Genomic DNA, 18,107 nt, shown 5'->3' with positions numbered 1-18,107 from the left:
AAAAGCGGATTGTCGGCTCGTGCCATCGGCCTTGAGCGTTGATGAGACGATATCCCATAGCAATTAGCGCCTCAAGCGCGACCGGCCTTGCCGTCGCCAACAAGCAATTCTTTGCCGATTTTCGTTATCGCCAATTCCAATTGCTCAGAGCCGAAAATTTCGGAGTGCAACTCGATGGCGTGACGCAGAAGGAAGCTCGCGAACCATTCGATGTCGCCGCCGGTTTCGTTCATCGTCGCGGTGGTGCGGCGCAGCATTTCCTGCACCCGCTTCATTTCCTCCAGTGCGATTTCAGCCTGCTCTTTGGTGTATTTCTGCGCGGTCATTTCAATACCTCGTTTGTCGTAGCTTGCTGAGTCGTTTCCCCCGAACCCCTGGTAGATAAGGGTGTCCCAGTTTTGGGGACGAAGGGTTCAAGGATTTCGGCTTGTTCGTCCCAATTTTGGGGACGTGCTGTCCCCATTTTGGGGACGTCGGTTTTCTGTTCGTCCCGTTTTTGGGGACGTGACGTCCCCATTTTGGGGACAGGGTTTTGTTTTCCGTTGACGCCGCTAGGGTTGTTGGTCCGCACTTCGGCAACGGGGAATTCCGCGTCCGGACGCCATTCTCGAAAGAGCGCTCGGGGACGGTCGTTCGGCGGACAGGCTATCTCGGTGAGTTCGATAAGGTGGCTACGGGCCTCACCAGCGATGCCCAGGCACGCGGTTCGTTTGACAACGGCATACCCCTTGCGCTGCAATTCATGGAAAGCTCGCCCGGCTGTCTTCTTGTCGCAGCCAACGCATTCCCCCATCTGCCGCACGGACATGGAGATTTTGCCATTGTTGTTCGCCTTCGGCCCCTTCCACTCCAGCTTGAGCCACGGATATATTGCCTGCGCTGTCGTGGAAAGCGCCCGCCAAGCTGGCGTCTCCATGTTCTGCCGGATCATCTTGGTCCAGTGTTCGCCGCCGTTAGAGTTGCGTGTCATCACACGTCCCTCCCGATGAACCGCATCAGGGTCTCGCGCTCAGCCTGTTCTACTCGTTTCAGGTGTTCCAATTCGCACGCGGGCAGATGTTCCTCGATGGCATCTCGCACGATGTCGCGGATCGTGTCCGGTGGAATGGCATCCAACTCGGCAGCGAAGTCATAGGGCCACCGGCGATCCGCTGCGGTGTTCTTCTTGGCCGGGCGCGTCGGGAGCTCGAGGTCGATCACTTGGTCATAGGTCAACCCGAGCTGATGGAACCACACCGGCACGTCAAACTCGGCACCGAAGCGGTCCACCTTTTCATGCAGTGAATATGCCGCGTCCCGGCCGGATCTGTCGAAATCGTACAAGGCGTAGATCACCAGCGTCTTGCCAGTATCGCGCATGTTGTTGACGGAACCGTAGGCGAAGGTCTCGGACGTATACCCGCCGGTCGGCATGAGCGGTACGTCAAATTCGGACGTGACAGGATAGAGCACGCCAGCCAACGCCGACTTCTCCAACCAGATTTCAACTTCAACTTCGCTGTCGGCCCACAGGTTCTTGCGATACAGTTGCGCCGTGTTCCGCAATGCGGCCTCCCAACCGTCGTATGTGCGAGGCTTGCGCATGTACCGGGTCGCATCCGAAATTGTGTCGTAGGGTAGCCGTCCAGCGCGACGCAGATCCAAGACCTGCGCCTGCACCTTGTTGTATCCCGCCTCGGTTTTCTCGATGCCGGGTACGGCTGCCACTGTCGCGGCGTAGAAGAGTTGCCGTACAGTCACCGGGGCATGCTCCACCGCATAGCCGATGAGGAATTGCGCCCGAACCTCCATCTCGTCCTTGGTGGCGCGACGACGCTTTAACGGGCTGGCCTGATAAACGCTCATCATTTGCTCTCCCGCGCATGCAGCGCCCGGTGATGCCGACGGCAGAGCCAGATGACGTTCAGAGGGTCGTTGTAGTTGGGGTGGTGCGCTTCGGACTTGGTTGCCCCACAGACGGCGCAGGGCTGGCGGGTGAGCACTCCGAGCCGCATGGCGTTCTGCACGCAGAGATGCGCCAGATAGCTTTTCGGATGGCGTTTACGCCACAACTGTTGGCGGGTTGGCTTGCGTTCGACCTTTGTCATCGCGCAGCCCCCCAAACCAGCAGCGCAACGGTGCGGGCTTGCGTCTCGCTCATGCCGAAGCGCTGCATCAGGTAGTGAATTTGGTTCTTCAATTGCTCGTGCCTTGTTTGCACGGGCGTCGGAAGCATGGTATATTTTCGGCGTCCTGAATTCCGAAAACTCCCTTCCGTTCGCCCGGTTGGGGGTTTTCTTTTTCAGGCTGCCACGGACTCACGGCTTTCAAGCCAGTCAATTATCTCGACCTCGCGCCAGTAGCGGCGACGCGCAATGTAGATTGGCTTGGGAAAGTTCAGCGCCGGGTCATTCAGCCAACGCCATAGGGACATATCGGAAATGCCGCCGCAGAGTTCGCGTACAGTGTGGGCGGGGATACGTTTGTTGGGGTTGGCACTCTGATCTTGTGTGACAGTCAGAGCAGCGATGGCCGTATCGGTTCGAAGGTTCATGGGTCACGCTTTCTAAAGAGTTAGAGGACGTGACACCCAATATTCACATTTCTTTCCGGCTGTCGCAGGGAGTAAAATGGAAGGCGTTTTATTCCCGAAGCTTCATCTTCGCGCGATAGAGTTTCGCCAAATCATTTGGACGTTCCGCACTGACCCGAGATTCATTCGCCGCCGTCGCCCGTGCAGCTTCTGGTACCGTTACCGTTGCGCCGCTGGCAATTGACAAACGCATGGCATCCATGTGTTCCACCTCATTGCGCCAAGGTGGCGAAATACTCGGCCTGCCCTTCGGCTTTTTTGCGGATTCCAGACATTCGAGTATGTGCCATATTTCGCGGGGTGTCTTGTGGTCGAAATCGCCTTCTTGATACAGGCGCTCGAAACGCGCTCTCTGTTCCGGGTCCGGGTTTCGGTCTAGGCCGTCCAAGAGGTTTTGGAATGGCGAGTTCTCGCCATTGGCGACGCGCTCAATCAGTCTGGCAAGCGTAGGCGAAGGCGGATCGACCAGAGCCGCGAACCGCGCGCGCTCGATCTCGTAGGTGCCGTCAATCTTGAGCCGATCAATTTCGCGCAGCGCCTCCTTTCCGGCTTCCAGATCCTTCCGCTCCGCTTCTGTTTCCGGTTCACGATTTTCCCAGACCATCGCTTCGATGACGACCTCGTCGGACATGGCAATGCGATATTGGGCCAACGTGAGGCGGTCGCTATATCGCGGACTGCTCATCCCGCCGCCTCCCCGATGCGCACAACATTGTCCGCGCCGCCTTCCACGAGATCCACGACGAACCGCGCCCAGGCGTCCAGTGCCGCCCGTTTTTCGTCGGCATAGTCATGACGCTGGTAGACAGCCACGATGCCGCCGCCGGTGCCGCTGACATGGTTGAGAACTGCCTCGGTCACGCGCACTGGAATGCCGAGACGGGCTATCCCTGTAGCAGCCGTGCGGCGCAGGTCATGAAAAGTCCAATGCGGGATTTCGACCGGCTGTCCGGTTTCCCCTTCGGCTACTTCTGCCATGCGTCTTGCAAGTGTGTTCCGGGCCTTGTGGAAGCCGCTCACGGGCGTTCTGCCGGTCGTCGTGAAGATGTAGCCACCCTGCCCTACAATGCGCTCCACGGCAGCCAGAGTGTCCCTCACAGGCTTGGAAAGCGGCACATCATGGGCCAACCCGTTCTTTGTCCGCTCCGCTGTCAGGTGCCAAAGGTCTCCGGTTATCTCGTTGTCGGTCATCGCGGTCACTTCGCCGAGCCTCTGACCTGTGAGCAGCAACACCTTCGCCATTGGTCCCCATGGCTGCCCCTCGGCCTCACATGCCATCCAGAGCCAGCGGATTTCATCGTCGTTCAAGACACGGTCGCGGCTCTTCTCCTTCGCCACCGGCTTCACGCCTGTCATCGGCGAAGCCTCCAGTATGTCCCGCTCGATGCACCAGTTGAAGAATTTGGAGAGATAGGCGCGCACCCGGTTCGCCGTCACGGCGCGGCCACTGTCCGCCAGATCGTCCAGAAGGTCGATCACATCCCGCCGGACAATATCGCCAACATCCCGGTCGCCCCACTGTGAGACAACATGCCGGTCCAACTCACGCCGCACAGTCTTGCCGCTGCGAAGCGTGGAAAGGTGGCGTTTGTCATATTGGCAGATCAGGGTCTTCACCTTGTCACGCTCGGCCAATTGCGCCTCAAGCCGGGCTGCCTTTGTGGCCCGCTTGTCCGCCGACGGATCGCGACCGTGTTCCACCGCGTCGATAGCATCGGAAGCAGCGGCGCGGGCTTCAGCAACGCCCATCAACGGCCACTTCCCGAGGGTCAGCTTGCGCGGTTTGCCAGCATAGCGGTAACGCAGTGCCCAGGACTTCGCGCCGCTCGGCTGCACCACGAGATACAGGCCGGATAGGGCGGGATCTGGTATCTCCCGCCGTTTTTCCTGGTCGGGTTTCGCGGCCTCAACCGCCTTTGCCGTAAGTGCCCTAGCCATAGTCAAATGGTCCTCCGGGGTAACACAGGGGTAACAGATTGGCCCGATATGCGCCGTTACCCCGCGTTATGAAGTTTGGGTACAGGTGCACTCAAATACAAGTAATATATGACATTTTTGGCGATGGATAGTTTTTGAAAGTTAGGCAGCGTTGGGTGGCGAAAATCGACTGCTAATCAATTGGTCGTAGGTTCGATCCCTACCGCCGGAGCCAAAATCTTCAAGTATATCAGCGCATTGCGCCCATTCTGGGCCACTTTTGTTTTGCATGACCCCGAATGGTGGCCCAGTGGGTGGCCCGAATTTCGCTACCTTGCGGGCCGGTTTTCCGGTCCTGATGTATTCGGCAAAACACCCCCCCACACACAGGCCAAGGAGACCCCGGGCGGCGGATGAGGCAGAGCCATACACAGCCGACCCCTCCAAAAATTTTTTTGACGGCGCGGCAACTTTTTACTCATCCCGTGGCACCGGACGTCGGTTGTCACCCACTCCCGCACCGCCCAAAAATCCGGCGTCCGGATCAGCCGAGCAACAGCGTCGCCGCCTCTTTATTTTCGATCCGCCGTAGGACCGGAAAGAGCGGATCGCAGAGACTCTCAGCGTTGCGGTTAGGTAAGGGGTGCCGTCGCGCCAACTCCTAGCCACAAACCGCTCTTGTTTTCTCCAAGGAGGCACCGACACGCCGCAGTGCTGATCCCGCCAGGTAGTCATGGTTCCGGTCCGCAGGCGGACGGTATTTGCAGCTTCCGTACGGCCCGAACCGGCGACGACGACAAGTAGGCCTCCTAGGCGCGTACTTTGCCGACCTACCGGACCTTCCCCGCGAGCAAGCGATTTCGCCCGTCGTCGGTGCAGCATTCAGCAAGAAGGGCGGGGTCCGGTCATTCGCTGCCCGGATTGCTAACGTCTACGTTTTTGTTCGAGAGCAGAAATCCAAGATCTCGACACGACGGAATGCTCGCAATGCCTGGGTGATTTCTGAACCTGCAGAACAGACCCAACTCCGCCGGTTTCAGTCGTTGCTTCGAAATTCGCTCGGCGTCTTGCCAGACCACGCCTTGAACGAACGCGCGAAACTCGTGGGCGTGTAGCCCAACGCCTGCGCGATCTCGAGCACGGGCATTTCCGTGTCCTTGAGCATACGCTCCGCGTAGTCCCTCTTGAGACGCGCAATGATCTCGCCGAGGCTGGTCTGTTCCTTGACCAGGAGTCTGGACAAGGCGCGTTCCGATTTGCCGCAGAACTCGGCGGCGGCCTTCGACGAGAGGGGGCCCTCGCCGATATGGGCCTTCAGTGCCTGCTCGACGGCCGAGGCGGCCGTGCGCGCGGGAAAGGACCGGGTGTCCAGATTGGATCTATCGTCGAAATCGGAACGCTCGAAGGCCATTGCGAGCCACGTTGCCGGAAAGCCGATCCGGTATCCCCGCCTGTCGCCCTTGACCGCCTTGATGCCGAAGAAGAAGGGCGGCAGCGCCTTGGGTTCGCTCACGGTCACGACCACGGAGCCGGGCGTCCAGGCACTGCCGGTTGCGCGACGGATCACCGATGCCATGAGCGCGGCAAAGAAGGCGTCAATCTGTGCCGGCACGAAGGATGGGGCAAACGCGCGCTGTCCGTAGAAAACGGCGCGATGTCCGTGCACCTCGAGCGACTGGGTCAATGCACTGGAATGCTCGGTTGCATCGACAGCGAAACGGGTCAGGAGTTGCCCGAGATCGCTGGCATTCGCGCTGGCCTGCTGTATTGGCGGCCAGGTTGCAGTATTCACCGACTCCCCCAGAAGCGCCAGGAGAGCCGGGTTTTCGGCGGCGGCGGCCGCGTCCTCGCAGAGTTGATAGACGACCAGCGCCGGCACGAATGCATCGTCATCGTCAAAAGTCACGCGTTTGAGCCCCACGCCGTCGAGCACGTCGTCCGTGGCCAGGCCAAGCTTGTCCATGGCGGCCACGAGCACCGCTGCGGAGTTGAGACGGATCAGGGGCAGCTCGCTCATGTCGAGCCCCCAAGTCTCCACCGTACCGTGTTCTCGATCCTGCATTCCGTCATGAAAGCACCAAGCTTGAGTGTCGCGGATGGAATTGTCACCGTACCTGTCAATCTCGGACGGTCAATTGCCTCCTGGTCCGAAACTGCGAGGACAAGGTCCCGGTATTCCTGCTTCCTGTCCAATGACAGGCAGTGTGCCGACACGCCGACCCGGCATGCGTCGCGGTGTCAAGGGTCAGCGCCAATCTATCCAACCAGGGGTGAAATGCGATGAGCGACGTGGACAATGACAATTCGGGGCCAGGCTGGACTGTCCCCATCCTCCTGCTGATCGTCGTGCTACTGTTTGCCTGGTACGTCGTCAGTGACCGCCTCACGCCTTACACCAACAATGCCACCGTGCAGGGCTATGTCGTGGCCATGGTGCCAGAGGTCTCCGGCTACGTCGCCGAGATTCCGGTCAAGAAGAACCAGTTGGTGGAGGCAGGCCAGACGCTGGTTGCGCTTGAGCGGACGCGGTTCGAGAATGCCGTGGAGGCGGCGGAGGCAGAGCTTGAGGCCGCAGGGCAATCCGTGGGTGCGTCCACCGCGTCTGTCTCCACCGCCACGGCCGCACTTGCGCAAGCCCAGGCACAGGCTGAAGAGATCCGGGCACAATCCTCGCGGATCTTCGTGCTGGAGGAGAAGGGCATCTATGCCACCGCAAGGGGCGATGAGGCCCGCGCCGCCGTGGCCACGGCCGGGGCCGCCGTCGCGGCGGCCGAGTCCGAACTTGCCCGTGCCCGCGAACAGCTTGGCGCCACCGGAGAGGACAATCCGCGCCTGCGCCTTGCCGTGGCCAAGCTGGCCGATGCACGGCTGAACCTCGAAAAGACAGCCCTCGTGGCACCGGCAAATGGTGTGATTGGCGGGTTGAAGATCGACGAGGGGGCGTTTGCCAATGCCGGTCAGCCATTGATGACGCTGATCTCGATCGAGGACATGTGGATCGAGGCCTTCCTGACGGAGAACAACCTCGCCCATGTCGCGCCGGGCAACAAGGTGGAGATCGTCTTTGATGCCTTTCCGGGGAAGATCCACACGGGAAAGGTCAAGAGCACCGCCTGGGGGGTGTCGACCGGCAAGGCGATCAATCTCGGCGACCTGCCAGTGGCGGTCAAGGCAAAGGGGTGGTTGCGCGACCCGCAACGTTTCTCCGTCATTGTCGAGCTCACCGACTACGAGATGACCGATGACACCGACCGCCAGGGGCTTCGCTACAACTCCCAGGCCAATGTAACGGTGTATACGGGCGACAACGCGCTTTGGAACGCCCTTGCAAAGGGCTGGACCCGGATCGTGGCCTGGTCCTCCTATCTCTACTGACACGGGAGGCGCCGAGAGATGTCCGCCGCCCCTCCGTCATATGAGCCTGCCAACCGGCGTGCCATCAGGGCCGCGCTTGCGGTGACAGCAGCCATGACCCTGGTTCAGCTGCTCTCCTGGCCATTGGCGCTGCTCACCGGCGCCTTGGTCAACCTGTTCGTCCAGGATGCGAAACCGATGCCCATGGGGCGCGGTTTCCTGACCATCCTTGCCACTCTTGCCGCCGTAGTCTGCGGCTTCCTCGTGGCCGTGCTGCTGCGGCACTACCCGGCGGTCCAGGTGCTGACACTCTGCCTGATGCTGGGTCTGATCTACCGTCACGTACTGACCAGCGGCGAGCATTTCGTCATCGTCGTCGGCATGCTCCTCGGCACCACGGTGGTTCCGGTGCTGGCGCGCTTCCATCCCGAGATTGCCAATATCGCGGTCGGCGGCATTTTGATCAGCATCCTGGTTGCGTGGCTGATCGCCTGCGTCGCCTTTGCGCTGATCCCGGCGCCTACGGAGGTTCCGCCGACGCATCACGGAGAGGCAGGTGAGATCGACGTGAACGCCACCGCGGCCACGCTCGCGCTCGTGGTCGGATCCATGCTGACCATCTTCCTCTATTTCGGCCTCTCCAACCTGCTGGTGCTGGTCTACACAGCGCTCTTCGCGATGTCCCTCAGCGCGGCTGGGTCGGTCTATATGGGAATGGACTACCTCAAGGGGAACCTGCTCTATGGCGGGGTCGGCATGGTGCTCGTGTTCGAGGTACTCGTCATGGCGCCTTTCCTGCCGCTGATGATCGCAACCGTGTTTCTGGCGATCTACATCTTCGCCACCAATTACTTCTCCCACAAAGCGAGCGCGGGCGCGTGGTCCAGCGGCAGCTTCGGCTTCATCTTGCTGCTTACGGCGATGCTCGGCTCCGACAAGACCATCGCATCGGCCAAGGTCATCGACCGCCTCTCCCAGATTGCAATCGCCCTGATCTACGTCGCCTTCGCCTTTGCCCTGCTGGACTTCCTGCGACGGCTCTGGCGTGCGCCTTCGGCGGGCCCGCAGAATGGCTGATATTCTGTGCCTCGTTTTCGGCCAGGGGCCCGCCGACCCGTCCCTAAACAACGCGGGGCGGTGCCCATGAGTTTCGACTGGTCCAAGACAGACCTGCGCCTCGGCCTCTGGTTCGCGCTCGTCTCCTTCACGGTGATGAACCTCGCCCATTTCCAGGATGCCAGCTGGATGACGGCCGGACTCAGCGCGCTGCTCGCCTGGCTGCCACTGCTTCTGACAGACCATCGCCACCTGCGCAGCGGTGTGGCCGCATTGCTGATCTATCTCGTCGCCGGCGGCCTGCTTTCGCTTGTCGGCCACCTGGTCCTGCCCCACGAAATCGGTCGGATCCTGGCCGTGGGGCTCGTCGCTTTCGCGGCGGCCGCGCTGATGCGCTTCGGCACCTTCTGGTATCTGACCGGCTTCGTCCTGATCTTCTGGTACGTGATCTCGCCGCTCTTCTCGGCCTCGCTCGGGCTGGGCAACACGCTGGAGGGGCATTTCGTCGGCGTGCTGGGGATCTCGGCGTACTGGATCATCCGGCAGGTCCGCTTCCGCGGCCGTACCTGGAACGCCCCGCCATTCTCCCCGGACCCTGTCCCGGATCGGATTGCACTTCCCTATGCCGGGGTTCTTTCGGCAACCGTGATGACCGGGATCGCTGTTGGCGGACGTCTCCTGACGGCCGACCCGACGCTCATGGCACAGGCCTCGCTCAACATCATCAGCCCCTCGGCCGAACAGACATGGCAGGCCGGCCTCGGCCGCATGATCTTCGGCATGGGTGGCGTGATCGTCGGATTCTACATCGGCTGGGTCTTCCCCGGGCTTGCCGCGCAGGAACTCGTCATCGCGCTCTGCTCCTTTTTCGCCCTGGCCTTCTACAAGGTGAACATGGCGCTGCTGGTCGGCGCCTTCGCGGTGATGTTCTCCTACCCGATGGGCGCGCGTGGCGATGCAGTCGGCCATGCGCTCGGGAATGAACGCCTGCTCGCCGAGATCCTCGGCATCCTCCTCGCCGGGTTTGCCATCTCCGCACTGAGCCGCCTCACGCAGAGTGCGAAGCAATGACCCAGGATGACCATTCACGCAAACCAGAAGGTGCACAGACAATGACCCGGACCGGCCTTTTCTTCACCAAAACGCATCCGTGGCGCCTCTGGCTCGTTGGTCTCGCCTTGATTGCCGCCGCGCTTCTTGCCGAACCGTCCCTCGCCGCAGGGGCCGCGCCGGCCGGAGACTTCCCGCCCAGTTTCGAATCCTATGGCGACCAAGAGATGACCGGTATCGGCGCGATCCTCCGCCACCGTATCGCGCAGGAACCATTCAACCTCGTCGCCAGCATCCTCTTCTTCTGTGCGATCGTCCACACCTTCATGGCGGCGAAGTTCATGAAGATGAGCGAGCGGCGGCACCATGAACACGCAGCCCGCGTCGCCAGCGGGGAACTGGACGAGAAGTCGCGCGATATCCGGGCGGGTCTCTACCATTTCCTCGGCGAGATCGAGGTGGTCTTCGGCCTCTGGGTGATCCCGCTGATGCTCGCCATCGCGGTCTTCCACGACTGGCACACGGTGGTCGATTACGTGAACCACGGGGTGAACCTGAACGAGGCCGGTTTCGTTATCGTCATAATGGTGCTGGCCTCGACCCGGCCGATCCTGAAACTCGCCGAACGGATCATGCTGGCGATTTCCGGCTTGCTCGGAGGCACGCTCACGGCCTTCTGGATCACGGTTCTGACCATCGGCCCGCTGCTCGGCTCCTTTATCACCGAGCCGGCGGCCATGACGATCTCCGCCCTCCTGCTCTCGCAGCGCTTCTATGCGCTCGGGCCCTCGGAGGGGTTGAAATACGCCACGCTCGGGCTGCTCTTTGTCAATGTCTCGGTCGGCGGCACGCTCACGCATTTTGCCGCTCCCCCGGTGCTCATGGTTGCCGGGCCTTGGGATTGGGGCACGGCCCATATGCTCACGAATTTCGGCTGGAAGGCCATCATCGGTATCCTGATTGCCAATACGATCTATTTTCTTGCCTTTCGGGGCGAGCTTTCGCGCCTCCAGAAGACCTTCGCGATCCGCATGCTCAAGGACGAGATCAGTCGCCTGCATGTCCCGCGCGACCTGATCGAACGTGAGTGGAGTGAGGCTGAACATCTTGTGGACGCGCGCCAGAACGCGGCTGAAACCATGGAGGCCAATGTCCGGCAATTCGCGCATGACGTACAGGCAGAGGTCGAGGGCAAGGTGCTTCCCAAGCTGGAAGCGCAGGGCGTGGACCCTGTCCTCGGACGCGAAGCACTGGAGCAGCGTTTCGAGGAGGTGGTCCTCTACCGCCTGCGCCGCGCGATGCCCTCGCTCCTGCCAGACACTCTACGGCCCGAGTTCCACGATCCCGACTGGGACCAGCGCGAAGACCCGGTACCTCACTGGATTACCGCTGTGCATGTCGGCTTCATGGCCTGGACCATCATCAACGCGCATTACGCCGCCTTCTTCATCCTCGGGCTGCTCTTCTTCATGGGCTTCGCTAAGGTCACGGAGGAGTTCCAGAACACGATCCGCCTGCAGCCGGCGATGCTGGTCGGCTTCTTCTTGGCCGGTCTCGTCATTCACGGCGGCGTGCAGGGCTGGTGGATCGCTCCTGTGCTCCAGAGCCTGAGCGAGGTGGAGCTCATGCTGGGGGCAACGATCCTCACCGCATTCAACGATAACGCTGCCATCACCTATCTTGCTACGCTCGTGCCTGGCTTCACACCTGAGCTGAAATACGCTGTGGTCGCAGGTGCCGTGGCCGGCGGTGGACTGACAGTAATCGCCAACGCCCCCAACCCGGCCGGCCAGTCGATCCTCAAGGCCCATTTCGGTGACGCGGTCTCTCCGCTCGGTTTGTTGAAGGCAGCGGTTCTTCCAACCGCAATTTGCTGGATTTGCCTGGCCTTGCTCTAAGCTGTGCTCATGTCGATGCTGGCTCGACCGAGATGGCGTCGCCTCGCCAGTCCATCTTGATCCGAACGGCCGCAACTGCGAAATCCCGACAATGCGTCATGATGCGAGTGAACGGTTCTTTGGGGCCGGTCGCGACAGTCTGAAATCGTGCTGCGCCCGCGAAGTGCTTCTCTCGGGAAACGTCCGCTCTGCGCAGGTAATGGCCCTCATGGCGCCAGGCGGTATTGGGCGCGGACTGCGAAACCAGGAACGGCGAATTCGCCGACTGTGCGGTCATCCGAGTGAAACTATCAGATGACCGGTTAGAGCCTTAAGCAACCTTCAAACATAGCGTCCATCCTGTGCAGCCATGTCCGTTTCGGACGTACTTTCAAGGTACTCCCTGAAAGACTTGCTGAAACCGAGGCGCCGCTCGCTCCACCACCGCTGCGTCCCGGGCCGGTGAAAGAACCAAAGGAGATTGTCGCGATGCCCATCCCAGAACTCGTCGTCGATCATCCCTGACCGATACTGGAAATAGGCGTTCTCGTACTTACGGAAGAGGCTGATACCTAAATAGGCGAACTGGAGGTACTCGTCCGCGTCCAATTGGTCTGGGTCGGCCATACCGTCGGCGTAGAGTTTGGCCTTCTCCTTGCTCTCACCGACGATGGCGGCCATGTCACCAAGCGCCGCAACAGCCGTTTGATAGGTTTGGGAGTATGTCGCTCTGGTGCTCGCTCGGACTTGGATCGCCAAATAGACGACGGTCAGTGCCACAGCGACAGAGCCAACTATGCTTGACGCGATCTGGATGATTTCCAAGGTTGCATTGCTCACGTCGATGTTTCTCCAGCCAAGGCAATCCAGGCGGCACCAAGGATATCGCTGCTAGTATTTGGTGTCGCCTCACTAGTGAGTATACTTAGCCATGGAACGCATTAAGCCTGACACCAAGGGCAGGATACTTCGCGCGGCCTACAAGCTGTTCTATCGCAAGGGGTTCACGCGGGTCAGCGTGGATGAGATTGCAGACTGCGCAGGCGTAACCAAACGGACGGTCTATTATCACTTCAACAGCAAGGACGACGTTATCGCCGCGGTTATCGAGGTGCAGCATCTGTACCTGATGAAACAGTATCAGAGGTGGATGAAACCCTCATCGAACACGGCGCCGAAGATCGTCGTCGACCTCTTCTCCGAACTCCACACGTGGGCGGAAGGACCGGAATGGCTAGGTTCCGGGTTCTCGCGTGTAAGCGCTGAGCTTGCCGATATGGATGGACATCCGGCGAGGCGGGCGGCCAGCCGACACAAGGCTGCGGTCGAAACATGGTTGGCCGATCGCTTCGAAGCCACGGGAGCGAGCGAGGCCGGCTGTTTGGCGCGCCAGGTCATGTTATTGATCGAGGGCGGCATAAGCCTATCCCTGATCCACGGCGACACCGGATACATCGTGTCCGCAATGGGCACGGCAGAGCGCCTTGCTGCCGCGGCGGCCCGCTGCCATTAGCGACGGCACGACCCGCGAAGCTCACCATACGCCCAATACCTCTAACAGCAGGAATGCGCAGGGACCAATCGTCCAATGAGCGTCAACAAACGCCACTGCAATCCGCCCAGCCCGACCTGCAGATTCAGTGGAGACGGACAACGATACGCATGACTGGACGTCCGTCGCCGGCGAAGCAGATAGAAATCGCGTCGGATGTGCGCAGGAGCAACGGAGAGATCTTGGTGCCGTTCGAGCACACCATCGGAAACCGACCCCGGAAACGAAGTGTTTCCGACTGGCTCTTATATCTGGCAACCGGAAAATGTTAATCCTGCCCTGTGGAGGTCCTGAGAGTTGTGGGGGCAACGGTCATAGGACGAACGAGTACGTGAGTAATTTTGTTCTACCGCCTCCACACGACCCAACACGACCTTTACTACCGCAAGGCGGTGCGTGGTGCCCAAGGGCCGCATCAATGTAAACCTTGCCCTCGCCCATCCGGGAAACGGAAGTGATAGCATGCCGACCTAGAGGTTATTGTCGGCAGAGCAGCAATCCCTGCTTTGCTACTTCGACGGCTACTCAAGCGGAGAGGAAGCGGGCGTTCGCGGCATCTCGCACCAAGTTCAAGCGGGCCTTCCTGACGTTCGCTTCGGGACCTTCAAAGGATGGCCGCGAGGAGGAAAACCGGGATGCCTTCTCCAAACCGATTGAGCTGCTTTGACAACCAAAGCCTGGAACAAGTTCTCGGCGACGAGCTTCAACTCAACCCTTCGACCCACCGCTTGCTGTCGGAATCAAACTGGCCAGTCGACCCGATGTAACGAGAAAAAGATTCACGTTGGTGGTGGGTCAAGGGTTAGGTTTAACCCATCTCATGTTTGGGAACGAATAAGGAGGGAACTGTGTCACGTAAGATTGTCTTAGGATTTGACGACAGCGAGAGCGCCAAGTCTGCGTTGGCGTTTGCCTCCGGCCTGGCAAAAGTCGAAGGTGCAGATCTGGTGATTGCCCATGTTCTAGAATGGTCACCGTATTCATTTCTCACTCCCGAAGAACTGGAAGAGAGACATAAGCGTCGCAAAGAGGAGTTGGACCGGGCAGAAAAAGCTTTGCTCGGGCCCGTGATTGAAGAGCTAGGACAGCAGGGTATCAATGCCTCTACCGAGTTGAGGTACGGGCATATTGCCGAAACCCTTTGCAAGATAATTGAGGAAACTAGTGCCTCGCAGGTGGTTATCGGTCGGACGGGGCACTCTTCCCTGTCATCGCGGTTGTTCGGATCGGTTGCAGGAAGCCTTGCGCAGGCCTCGCCCGTGCCCGTCACGATCGTTCCATAAATTTTAAAGAACAGGGACAGTCATGAATAACCTACTTCGAGCGTTGATGCTCACGCCAGCGGCCTTACTTCTGGCGACAGCGCCAGCTCTGGCCCAATCGATCGACGAACGCGTCAACGAGATCTTCGCCAGCTCTACCGGTTGGTTTGTAAGTCTAATATTCAGCCCCTTTCCCGGAACGAACTTTCCGTGGATCGTTGCATGGCTAGTGATCGCGGCGACCATTTTTACGGTCTACTTCGGACTGATCCAGTTTCGTGCGTTTCCACATTCGATCGCGCTGGTAAGGGGCGACTATTCCGACCCAAACGACGCGGGCGAGGTCAGTCACTTCCAAGCCCTAGCAACGGCGCTTTCGGGCACGGTCGGTCTTGGAAATATCGCCGGGGTCGCGGTTGCGGTTGGAATCGGTGGACCAGGCGCAACTTTCTGGATGATACTTGCTGGCTTAATGGGAATGGCGTCCAAGTTCACTGAGTGTACTCTCGGTGTGAAGTACCGAAATGAATACGAGGATGGGACCGTTTCCGGGGGCCCGATGTATTACCTAACCAAGGGTTTCGATGAACGCGGCATACCCGCGGGACGTTTCCTGGCAGTGTTATTCTCGATCTTTTGTATCCTCGGCGCACTTGGCGGCGGCAACATGTTCCAGGCCAACCAAGCACATGCCCAGATCTCAAACGTGGTGGGTGACTACCCAGGATGGATCACCGGGCTCGTGTTCGCAGCTATCGTGTTTGCGGTCATCATAGGTGGCCTTAAATCGATTGCTAGCGTCACCGAGAAGGTTGTGCCGTTCATGGGCATTCTGTATGTCCTGACGGCGATCGTGATTATTCTCATGAATGCCGACAAGATTGGGTGGGCCTTCGGTCAGATCTTCGAAGGTGCGTTCACCGGACTTGGCATTGCGGGCGGATTTGTTGGCGCTCTGATCCAGGGTTTCAAGCGCGCGGCGTTTTCAAACGAAGCAGGTGTCGGGTCCGCGGCAATCGCACACTCCGCAGTGCGTACGAAGGAGCCGATCACCGAAGGTTTCGTTTCGCTTCTCGAACCGTTCATCGACACGGTGGTCATCTGCACGATGACTGCGCTTGTGATCATCATCACCGGGCAGCTCATATCCGACCCGAACACTGGACTATATCTTCTGAACGAGGGTGGCACTGCTATCCAGACAGTTGACGGGAACTCCGGCGTCGCGCTGACCTCGGCGGCGTTTTCTTCGGCGTTCGGTTGGTTCCAGTACGTTCTGGCCATCGCAGTGATACTGTTTGCCTTCTCAACGATGATCAGTTGGTCCTACTACGGCCTTAAGGCGTGGACCTTCCTATTCGGCGAAGGAAAGAACAAGGAGATCGTGTTCAAGGTGATCTTCTGCGTCTTCGTGATAATTGGAGCGGCTGCGAACCTAGGTCCGGTTATCGATTTTTCCGACGCCGCCATCTTCGCGATGGCAGTTGTCAACATCATCGGCCTTTATTTCTTGATGCCGATAGTCAAGGCCGAATTGCAAAGCTATCTTTCGCGGCTGAAGTCCGGGGAAATCCGAAAATACAACTGATAGAGTGGGAACGGAGCCGTTCCTAGCAGCGACGAAACTCGCCTCCGCAGAAACTACTGGGGAGGCGAGTTTTGTGGCCCCGCTATGTGGCTCCCACTGTCTTTTGGACCCCACCGTTATGAGATCTCTACCACCGCTCGCAGCATGCCGCGAATTGGCGGCACTGCGGGAATGGACAGCCCGGTAGGTTCGAACGGCCGCTTCGGGTGAGGACGCCAATGCCGCAGGTGCGCGGCGCTCAATCAGCGCGAACGGCAGGATTGCGCAGGAAGCAGCCGCTGCCAGCACGCATGCTTCGCCTGTGCTGCTTCCAAGTTGACCTACTTCCAAACTTGAAATCGGCTCGCAGAAGGGTCACTTAACTTGCGTCGCGTCGATACCGGTCGGTTGCTAAAGCCGAAGCAATCAGCTGGGGCACTACAACTACCGCATTCATCTTGTCGTGGGCAGCCCGGCAGCTCTGATCAGTATTGCTTGGTCGGCGTCTGATCGTTGTTGGCCAACATGGGGCCGACCCGCCCTCAAAACGGTGGGGCCACATTTGGGCGGATTACGGCGTCTTCCCGCACGCTGGCGTAGTCAGGAGGGGGGTATCGGGAGACATCGCGTCACAATCCGCTATTTGGGACGGCAGACAGCGAACGGATTGCAGTAAGAGGGTCAATTGACCCTCCTGCGTCCCTTCAGTTCAGGCCGGTCGTCTTCTTCACGTTCAGGAGTTCGGGCAGCACTCCGTCCTCTCGCATTGTATCGTAGAAGGCCCTCGTAGCCCGGCCCTGTTCCATTCCCGTCGGCGCGTGGTCGTCGTTCGCTAGCGCGCGGTTGCTCCGCCCTGAGGATCACAGAGCTGCCTTAGAGCGGTTTTTAGAGGCTTCCAGCACGTTGGAGTGGTCATGTGTGCCGCCATGCAGACCTGCCGCCTAAATCCGCTCTATAGGCCGGTACAGAGCCAACTACCTGTCGGGGCCATTGACCCGCCGACGGCCAGTTAGTTCACATCGGTCGCTATCTGCGCCGACCGAAATTCGGGCAGCATTCCCTCCGCCCGCATCGCGTCGTACACGGCTCTCATAGTCCGACTCAAGTCCATTCCCGTCGGCGCAAGGTCGTCGTTCGCCAGCGCATGACTGCCGAAGACCCTGACGATTGCGGTTTCCGCCAGTTGGACCTGCACCTTCGGATCGAGCCACCCGTCACGCCCCCACGCGCTGTCGTCGTCCAGCAGTTCACGCATTCGCTCAACTCCCGTCACGCCGTTCTGGCGGATCGCCGCGCGCACCTGCGGGTCCATGCGAGGGCGTCCGCTCGGGTTGCCGCTCTAGCCTTTCACCCATGTCATCTGTCGCGCCTGCAAATTAGTTGCAAATTGATAGCATGGCGGGGTGAGCGTGGTCTAAGGCCAAGGCGCTGGAAGTCTGGCTCGCCCCAGACCCCAGAAAACGCGCCGATCGCACAGCCTACTCGACCAGCAGCACCTCAGCCAATTGATCCAGCGTTCGCTTGTCCGTCGCGTCGAGGGCCTGCTAATAGCGGATGGCCGACAGCTTGCTGTCCGTCGCAAGCTGCGCCTTCAAGCCCAGATCCAGTTTCCCGAAGCTCTCGATTGTGACGGACCCCTCGAACGGGGCCGTTTTCGGACCACGAGGGGGGGACGAGTGATGGCTCGGAAACGGTGTTTGGATGAGGAAGTCCTGAAGTTGTTGCTAAGAGAGATCGAGTTGAAGCTGGCGGAAGGAGATGACGTGCGAACAGCGTGTCTTGCGGTCGGTTTCAGCGATGCGACCTACGACAACTGGCGGTGTCGTTTTGGTGGAACGGGCAAGTCCCAGCTGTCGGAACTGCGCAACTTGGAGAAAGAGAATGCCTCGCTGAAGAAGGT

General features: G+C 59.8%; 17 protein-coding genes and 1 pseudogene. 8 read left to right on the top strand and 10 right to left on the bottom strand.

Annotated elements, in window-relative coordinates; translation table 11 throughout:
* Nucleotides 1-71: 71 nt before the first annotated feature.
* The 8 genes from ARC39_RS05595 to ARC39_RS05560 form a co-directional block, all read right to left on the bottom strand.
* Nucleotides 72-326, bottom strand: a complete 255-nt coding sequence (locus ARC39_RS05595; RefSeq protein WP_068111275.1) for a hypothetical protein — start codon at nucleotides 324-326, stop codon at nucleotides 72-74.
* Complete coding sequence (locus ARC39_RS05590; RefSeq protein ID WP_201455718.1) at nucleotides 323-970, bottom strand: helix-turn-helix domain-containing protein; 648 nt, start codon at nucleotides 968-970, stop codon at nucleotides 323-325. Before ARC39_RS05590 ends, ARC39_RS05595 begins: the two co-directional genes overlap by 4 nt.
* Nucleotides 970-1,845, bottom strand: a complete 876-nt coding sequence (locus ARC39_RS05585; protein WP_236545129.1) for a hypothetical protein — start codon at nucleotides 1,843-1,845, stop codon at nucleotides 970-972. The genes ARC39_RS05590 and ARC39_RS05585 overlap by 1 nt, the downstream gene beginning before the upstream one ends.
* Complete coding sequence (locus ARC39_RS05580) at nucleotides 1,845-2,087, bottom strand: hypothetical protein (protein WP_068111270.1); 243 nt, start codon at nucleotides 2,085-2,087, stop codon at nucleotides 1,845-1,847. Before ARC39_RS05580 ends, ARC39_RS05585 begins: the two co-directional genes overlap by 1 nt.
* Nucleotides 2,088-2,281: 194 nt before the next feature.
* Nucleotides 2,282-2,533 (bottom strand): helix-turn-helix transcriptional regulator, encoded by a 252-nt coding sequence (locus tag ARC39_RS25940; RefSeq protein ID WP_068111267.1) that lies wholly within the window; start codon nucleotides 2,531-2,533, stop codon nucleotides 2,282-2,284.
* An 88-nt stretch (nucleotides 2,534-2,621) separates the two neighbouring features.
* Nucleotides 2,622-3,203, bottom strand: coding sequence for a hypothetical protein (locus tag ARC39_RS05570; protein ID WP_149866320.1), 582 nt, complete (start codon nucleotides 3,201-3,203; stop codon nucleotides 2,622-2,624).
* Between the two features lie 50 nt (nucleotides 3,204-3,253).
* On the bottom strand, nucleotides 3,254-4,510 hold the full coding sequence (locus ARC39_RS05565) for a tyrosine-type recombinase/integrase (RefSeq protein WP_068111260.1): 1,257 nt from the start codon (nucleotides 4,508-4,510) through the stop codon (nucleotides 3,254-3,256).
* Between the two features lie 1,015 nt (nucleotides 4,511-5,525).
* Complete coding sequence (locus ARC39_RS05560) at nucleotides 5,526-6,506, bottom strand: helix-turn-helix transcriptional regulator (protein ID WP_068111257.1); 981 nt, start codon at nucleotides 6,504-6,506, stop codon at nucleotides 5,526-5,528.
* A 263-nt stretch (nucleotides 6,507-6,769) separates the two neighbouring features.
* On the opposite strand from ARC39_RS05560, the gene ARC39_RS05555 reads away from it, so the two are divergent.
* From ARC39_RS05555 to ARC39_RS05540, 4 genes are all read left to right on the top strand, one after another.
* Nucleotides 6,770-7,864 carry an HlyD family secretion protein gene (locus ARC39_RS05555; protein ID WP_068111254.1) on the top strand — a complete coding sequence of 365 codons (1,095 nt, stop codon included), beginning with the start codon at nucleotides 6,770-6,772 and terminating at the stop codon, nucleotides 7,862-7,864.
* A gap of 18 nt (nucleotides 7,865-7,882) precedes the next feature.
* The gene (locus ARC39_RS05550; RefSeq protein WP_068111251.1) at nucleotides 7,883-8,920 is read left to right on the top strand and encodes a DUF2955 domain-containing protein; all 1,038 of its coding nucleotides are present in this window, start codon (nucleotides 7,883-7,885) and stop codon (nucleotides 8,918-8,920) included.
* A gap of 66 nt (nucleotides 8,921-8,986) precedes the next feature.
* A complete protein-coding gene (locus ARC39_RS05545) occupies nucleotides 8,987-9,970 on the top strand; it encodes an FUSC family protein (protein WP_068111248.1) in 984 nt (327 codons plus the stop codon).
* Nucleotides 9,971-10,011: 41 nt separating this feature from the next.
* Nucleotides 10,012-11,847: a putative Na+/H+ antiporter gene (locus ARC39_RS05540; protein WP_068111682.1), complete on the top strand. Its 1,836-nt coding sequence runs from the start codon at nucleotides 10,012-10,014 to the stop codon at nucleotides 11,845-11,847.
* A gap of 321 nt (nucleotides 11,848-12,168) precedes the next feature.
* Here ARC39_RS05540 and ARC39_RS05530 read toward each other — a convergent pair whose 3' ends face one another.
* Nucleotides 12,169-12,666, bottom strand: coding sequence for a hypothetical protein (locus ARC39_RS05530; RefSeq protein ID WP_068111242.1), 498 nt, complete (start codon nucleotides 12,664-12,666; stop codon nucleotides 12,169-12,171).
* 91 nt (nucleotides 12,667-12,757) lie between these two features.
* Between ARC39_RS05530 and ARC39_RS05525 the strand changes: the two genes are divergently transcribed.
* The 3 genes from ARC39_RS05525 to ARC39_RS05515 all read left to right on the top strand — a co-directional run bounded on the left by ARC39_RS05525 (nucleotide 12,758) and on the right by ARC39_RS05515 (nucleotide 16,228).
* Entirely contained in the window at nucleotides 12,758-13,339 is a 582-nt protein-coding gene (locus ARC39_RS05525) for a TetR/AcrR family transcriptional regulator (protein WP_068111240.1), read from the top strand.
* Between the two features lie 887 nt (nucleotides 13,340-14,226).
* A complete protein-coding gene (locus tag ARC39_RS05520) occupies nucleotides 14,227-14,661 on the top strand; it encodes a universal stress protein (protein WP_068111237.1) in 435 nt (144 codons plus the stop codon).
* A gap of 22 nt (nucleotides 14,662-14,683) precedes the next feature.
* Nucleotides 14,684-16,228: an alanine/glycine:cation symporter family protein gene (locus ARC39_RS05515; RefSeq protein ID WP_068111234.1), complete on the top strand. Its 1,545-nt coding sequence runs from the start codon at nucleotides 14,684-14,686 to the stop codon at nucleotides 16,226-16,228.
* A gap of 988 nt (nucleotides 16,229-17,216) precedes the next feature.
* Here the strand turns inward: ARC39_RS05515 and ARC39_RS05510 are convergent.
* Nucleotides 17,217-17,519: a hypothetical protein gene (locus ARC39_RS05510; protein ID WP_068111231.1), complete on the bottom strand. Its 303-nt coding sequence runs from the start codon at nucleotides 17,517-17,519 to the stop codon at nucleotides 17,217-17,219.
* Nucleotides 17,520-17,886: 367 nt separating this feature from the next.
* On the opposite strand from ARC39_RS05510, the pseudogene ARC39_RS26460 reads away from it, so the two are divergent.
* Nucleotides 17,887-18,102 (top strand): annotated as a pseudogene (locus ARC39_RS26460) (transposase); the annotation flags it as partial.
* Nucleotides 18,103-18,107: the final 5 nt, after the last annotated feature.

This window comes from Tropicimonas marinistellae, assembly GCF_001509585.1.
Taxonomy (GTDB): Bacteria; Pseudomonadota; Alphaproteobacteria; order Rhodobacterales; family Rhodobacteraceae; genus Tropicimonas; species Tropicimonas marinistellae.
The sequence above is the reverse complement of the archived record's forward strand: the minus strand, read 5'-3'. Positions and strand labels throughout refer to the sequence as shown.